Source organism: Paenisporosarcina sp. P4_E4_2, assembly GCF_056401595.1.
Genome location: NZ_JBFUJC010000231.1, coordinates 1 through 5,078, shown reverse-complemented (window position 1 = coordinate 5,078; position 5,078 = coordinate 1). Strand labels below are relative to the sequence as shown.

The window sequence follows — 5,078 nt, the reverse complement described above, 5'->3', positions numbered from 1 at the left end:
GGTTACCGCTATACTTCCATACGTAAAAACGGAACCTAATGCAATCGTTTCATCTACTCCAAATAATCCTTCATCTGCTTCAACAATCTGTTGCAATGGCGCAGACAGCATTTTCTTCTCTGCCAATTCATCAAGCTCAATGCCAACCAAAATGGCATGTTGCATTTCTCTTTTTTTAAGAACACTTTCGACCGATTCTATGCAATGTTCCAATGTAAGGCCTACATTGTATGCAACTTGCATTTCGTATACAATTTTCGCTATTTCTTCAATTGATACACCTCGACGCTGCAAAGCCTCTTTTGTAGCTTCGAATACTTGCTTAGAGTGTACGCGCAAACCATTCCTATCCATTGTGCCATCTCCATTTCTTTCAATCCTTGTTGTCATTATTCATAATTATACCTTCCACCTTCAGTATGGTACAATTTCTGTAGCAAGATTTAGAGGAGGTTAAACCGTTGTCTAAAGGTACAATCCAAGACGTAACGCTATTTAGTGACGCCTTACAAGAAGATATGCAACTGCTGATTTATATACCAGCAAATTATTCACCACTTTATAAATATACAGTTTTAATTGCGTCTGACGGAAAAGATTACTTCCAATTAGGAAGAATTTCCCGTGTTGCGGACGAATTACTCGAAAACAAAGAAATTGAAAATATGATCATTGTCGGTGTCCCGTATAAAAACGTGGAAGATCGACGTCGTAAATACCATCCGTCCGGGGATCAGCATGATGCGTACTTACGTTTTCTTGCACATGAACTTGTTCCTTATTTGGATTTAACCTACCCTACATATCAGATTGGAATGGGACGAGCACTAATCGGCGACTCATTGGCAGCAACTGCTTCCCTTCTTGCCGCTATCAAATACCCCAATATATTTGGAAAAGTTCTTTTACACTCCCCGATGGTCAATGAAGATGTATTGGAAAAAATTAAAAATGTCCGGACACCGCATTCGTTCTCGGTTTATCATGTCATTGGAACTGGCGAAAATGCAGTAAAGCTAACCAATGGCGAGATTGAAAACTTCCTTGAACCGAACAGGGTTTTAAATTCATTGATGCAAGACAAAGGATTTTCGTTGTTCTATGACGAATTTGAAGGAGAGCATACTTGGAAACATTGGCAACCGGATTTGAAACGTGCGATTAAAATGAATTTCGGACATTGATCGTCAAATGAAGCCTTATCCAGAAAATTTGCTATACTATAAGTATGTACTTACTTAACTAAAAGGAGGTTTTTAGGATGAAATATGGAGTCGTTGCATTCCCATCTAAAAAACTACAAGACTTGGCAAACTCATACCGCAAACGTTATGATCCACATTATGCACTCATCACCCCCCACATGACGGTCAAGGGCGTATTCGAAGCTAGTGACACTGAGATTGAACAACTTTCTACAAAAATCAGCAACGTTGTCAAACGTCACAAACCCTTCAAAATACACACAACTAAAGTTAGTTCCTTTTCACCGGTTACGAATGCAATTTATTTCAAAGTGGAACCGAGTGAAGAATTGCTTAATTTACATGAAGATTTGCATTCTGAAGAAGTGGGTGGCAATGCTGAATACGCCTTTGTCCCTCATATTACCATCGCACAAAAAATGTCATCCGGTGAACATGACGATATTTATGGCCAATTGAAAATGATTGGTGTCGATCACGAGGAAACTATCGATCGCTTGCATTTGCTGTATCAACTTGAAGATGGCTCTTGGACGGTTTATGAAACATTCCGTTTGACTGGAGCTGAAAATTGATTTGATTACTGCCAAACGAGTGGAAATACCAAAAGAGCTGGATGATGCATTTTTTGTTCGTCAAAAAGTATTCGTGGATGAACAGGATGTCCCAGTACATTTAGAGATGGATGAATATGATCAGTCTGCTGTTCATTTCGTGGCGTATGACGATGAAATGCCTATAGGTGCGGGCCGAATTCGAGAACCTGAACCAGGTGTCGCAAAAGTTGAACGTGTCTGTATCTTGCCTCAATATCGTGGCAAGCATTTAGGAAATTTGATGATGGAAACGATGGAAAGTTATGCGAGAGAAGCTAGTTTAACGACAGTTAAACTAAATGCTCAGTCTTATGCCGTTCCTTTTTATGAAAAACTCTCTTATCAAATTACCTCGCCTGAATTTATGGATGCAGGTATACCCCATCGTGCCATGGAAAAAAATCTATAATAAAAGCACTTGTTCAACTGAACAAGTGCTTTTTTTTATTCGTTTTTTTGGTTCATCATGTTTGCTATCTCATTAAGATTTAGCTTGTTTCCTTTTTGAACAACTGATTGAACAATTTGGTCTTCGAAATCGCTTGAAATCTGCTTTCCAGCAATTTTAGATACTCTTCGAACGATTTTTTTCACTTGGCGTTCATCTGAAAAATCAGCGTGCTGGATGGCATTGGCCAATGTAAAAACTTCATCCATCGATACACCAGTTTTTTGCTCAATCTTCTTAAAAAATGAGTCTTGCATTTGTTCCCCTCCTATCTGATGAAACTACTCCCTACGATGATTAATAGGATGAATAGTACAACTATGAGGATAAATGTTGACCCTTGATAAGGAGCACGAGCTGGATACATTTTTGGATAACCACCGCAAGGACTATAACCCTCACACATACGATTCCCTCCCTTTCCATTCGAACTAGAATATGCGAACGAATTAAAAGGAAGAGGGCATTTTCCTCAGGATACTTTACCTTTGGACTTGAAAATGATTGCTGCAACCACACCGAATACAATGGCTGCACTGATACCTGAGCTTGTCACTTCGAACATACCGGTTAATACGCCGATAAAACCATGTTTTTCTGCCTCCGCCATAGCTCCATGAGTAAGTGAATTACCAAAAGAAGTAATGGGAATAGTTGCTCCTGCTCCTGCAAAATCGATGAAAGGCTCATATAAGCCAAACCCATCTAGAACAGAACCAATGACTACCAATAAACTTAATGTATGCGCTGGCGTTAATTTCGCCACATCAAAAAGTAGTTGTCCCACTACACAAATAAGTCCACCAGCGATAAATGCTAAAATGATTGAAACGATCATATTGTCACCTCATTCCATCGACAATTCAACAGCGTGCGCAATACATGGGATCGTTTCACCCTGTTGAAATGAAAGTGGGGATAATAAAGCACCAGTGGCTACTAGCAGTATTTTCTTATACTGTTTCGCTAATAATTCAGCATAAATTGGTCCTAGATAGACCGTTGCAGAACAACCAGCTCCGCTGGCTCCAGATAAAAATTTATCGTCATTTCCGTAAAATTCCGATCCTGCATCACGATATTTATCAACAAGATAAGAAGAAACTCCACTTGTTTTGATAAGTTCCTGTAAAATGGCAAAGCCATTCTTCCCAAGATCCCCAGTCATGACAAAATCATAAGAAGTTCCTTTATTTTGAGCTAAATGTCGCTGAATTGTATCAAAGGCTGCCGGTGCCATAGCACTCCCCATATCAAGTGGATCCGTACATTCACAATCCATAACTTGACCAATTGTGGCAGACTGCACGAACGGTTTACCAACTTGATTGTGGGAAAGAACTCCGTAACCTGCTCCTGTTACAGTCCATTGGCCTGTAGGAGGCTTTTGTGCACCGTATTCAATTGGATACCTAAACTGTCTCTCAACAGCGTTATGCTGGCTGGCTGCACCAAATAAGATCCGATCCATTTGTTTGGTTTCAAGAAAGAAACTTGCTGTAATTAGAGAAGAAATGCTTGTTGCACAAGCAGAAAACATGCCCATAAACGGAGTAGCGAGCTGGCGTGCCGCAAAATTGGTTGGTGTCATTTGATTGACTAAATCCCCTCCAAGAAACAAATCGATATCCGGGAGTTGAAATCCACCTTTCATGATRGCCAAATTACAAGTATCCTCTATTAACTGGGAATGCCCTTTTTCGTTTGTGTCTTGTCCAAGACGTTCATCATCGTAGACATGGTCGAAATGAGGATGGAAGGGACTTTCTTTTTCTAGAGGACCAACAGCAACTGCCGTTGATACGATACTTGGCTTTGAAGCAAACTGATACGTCCGCGAATTACTTACCAAGAGATCACCCCCATCTTAACGAGTATGGTTTTGATGAGCGCTACGACAAAGGCAGAGAAAGTACCATAGACGATTACTGGACCTGCCAGTTTAAACATATTGACTCCTACTCCTAAAATAAAACCTTCCGATTTATGTTCAATTGCTGCAGAGATTACGGCATTACCAAAACCTGTTACAGGAACTGCCGAACCTGCACCACCAAACTGGCCAATTTTTTTATAAATACCGAACCCTGTTAATAACATGGAAATAAAAACCATCGTGGCTACGGTAGGATTGCTCGCAGTTCGCTCAGTAAATGAAAAATAGGCCATGTAGAAAAATGAAATGACTTGTCCGACAGCACAAATGATACCGCCAGTCAGAAATGCTTTCAGACAGTTCTTTAAAACGGGTCGCTTCGGTGCCATCTCGTCCACTGTTTGTTGATATGAATTGGGATCCATTACGTATTCTCCTTTGCCAATGCTCGAAGTTTATCTAAATCTTTTTTCAAAGCATCCTCTGTCGGTTTCTTTTCAATTATTTTCTTAAGTTCCCAAGTGATTTTCAAATCAGGAGATACAAATACATCATGATCAGGGAAAAGCGATTTCACTTCTTTTTCAATTGATTTTGCAATTTTTTCYTTGCTGAATTTCGACATTGGTTCTACTTGCAAGGACACAACCAACTGATGATCAAAGAACACGGCAGCAGCCTCGCTTATTTTTTCATTGTCCTGGAGGATTTTCTTGAGTGATTCAATTTCTTCCTGATCATCATCAACATGATAAATGGATACTTGCGGTTGGTCATTTGAACAACCCACCAATAGCAATAATATACAGATCAACAATCCGAATTTTTTCATTTTCAATTCACCTTTTATCCTAGTATGATGTTTTTCCAAAAATTTATGTATAAATTGGTTACGCGCCCTGACCAACGAACACAATCTACATATTGTATAAAGACTCTTAAAGAGAGTGAGG

General features: G+C 39.6%; 9 protein-coding genes and 1 pseudogene. 3 read left to right on the top strand and 7 right to left on the bottom strand.

Annotated features, from left to right (window positions below):
- Positions 1 to 354 (bottom strand): annotated as a pseudogene (locus AC1DSB_RS14210) (phosphatidylglycerophosphatase A family protein); the annotation flags it as partial.
- A 107-nt stretch (positions 355 to 461) separates the two neighbouring features.
- Here AC1DSB_RS14210 and AC1DSB_RS14205 point away from each other — a divergent pair.
- The 3 genes from AC1DSB_RS14205 (at position 462) to AC1DSB_RS14195 (ending at position 2,210) form a co-directional block, all read left to right on the top strand.
- Positions 462 to 1,184 carry an alpha/beta hydrolase gene (locus AC1DSB_RS14205; protein ID WP_342541998.1) on the top strand — a complete coding sequence of 241 codons (723 nt, stop codon included), beginning with the start codon at positions 462 to 464 and terminating at the stop codon, positions 1,182 to 1,184.
- A gap of 77 nt (positions 1,185 to 1,261) precedes the next feature.
- A complete protein-coding gene (locus AC1DSB_RS14200) occupies positions 1,262 to 1,780 on the top strand; it encodes a YjcG family protein (protein WP_477531648.1) in 519 nt (172 codons plus the stop codon).
- 1 nt (position 1,781) lies between these two features.
- Positions 1,782 to 2,210 (top strand): GNAT family N-acetyltransferase, encoded by a 429-nt coding sequence (locus AC1DSB_RS14195; protein WP_016427989.1) that lies wholly within the window; start codon positions 1,782 to 1,784, stop codon positions 2,208 to 2,210.
- Between the two features lie 35 nt (positions 2,211 to 2,245).
- Here the strand turns inward: AC1DSB_RS14195 and AC1DSB_RS14190 are convergent, their stop codons facing one another.
- The 6 genes from AC1DSB_RS14190 to AC1DSB_RS14165 form a co-directional block, all read right to left on the bottom strand.
- Positions 2,246 to 2,506, bottom strand: a complete 261-nt coding sequence (locus AC1DSB_RS14190; RefSeq protein WP_016427990.1) for a stage VI sporulation protein F — start codon at positions 2,504 to 2,506, stop codon at positions 2,246 to 2,248.
- A gap of 11 nt (positions 2,507 to 2,517) precedes the next feature.
- Complete coding sequence (locus AC1DSB_RS14185; protein ID WP_147640332.1) at positions 2,518 to 2,616, bottom strand: YjcZ family sporulation protein; 99 nt, start codon at positions 2,614 to 2,616, stop codon at positions 2,518 to 2,520.
- 105 nt (positions 2,617 to 2,721) lie between these two features.
- Positions 2,722 to 3,087, bottom strand: a complete 366-nt coding sequence (gene spoVAE, locus AC1DSB_RS14180) for a stage V sporulation protein AE (RefSeq protein WP_016427992.1) — start codon at positions 3,085 to 3,087, stop codon at positions 2,722 to 2,724.
- Positions 3,088 to 3,096: 9 nt separating this feature from the next.
- A complete protein-coding gene (locus AC1DSB_RS14175) occupies positions 3,097 to 4,101 on the bottom strand; it encodes a stage V sporulation protein AD (RefSeq protein ID WP_477531650.1) in 1,005 nt (334 codons plus the stop codon).
- Positions 4,095 to 4,550 (bottom strand): stage V sporulation protein AC, encoded by a 456-nt coding sequence (gene spoVAC, locus AC1DSB_RS14170; protein WP_016427994.1) that lies wholly within the window; start codon positions 4,548 to 4,550, stop codon positions 4,095 to 4,097. The genes AC1DSB_RS14175 and spoVAC overlap by 7 nt, the downstream gene beginning before the upstream one ends.
- Positions 4,550 to 4,957 (bottom strand): YhcN/YlaJ family sporulation lipoprotein, encoded by a 408-nt coding sequence (locus AC1DSB_RS14165; RefSeq protein WP_477531651.1) that lies wholly within the window; start codon positions 4,955 to 4,957, stop codon positions 4,550 to 4,552. The genes spoVAC and AC1DSB_RS14165 overlap by 1 nt, the downstream gene beginning before the upstream one ends.
- Positions 4,958 to 5,078: the final 121 nt, after the last annotated feature.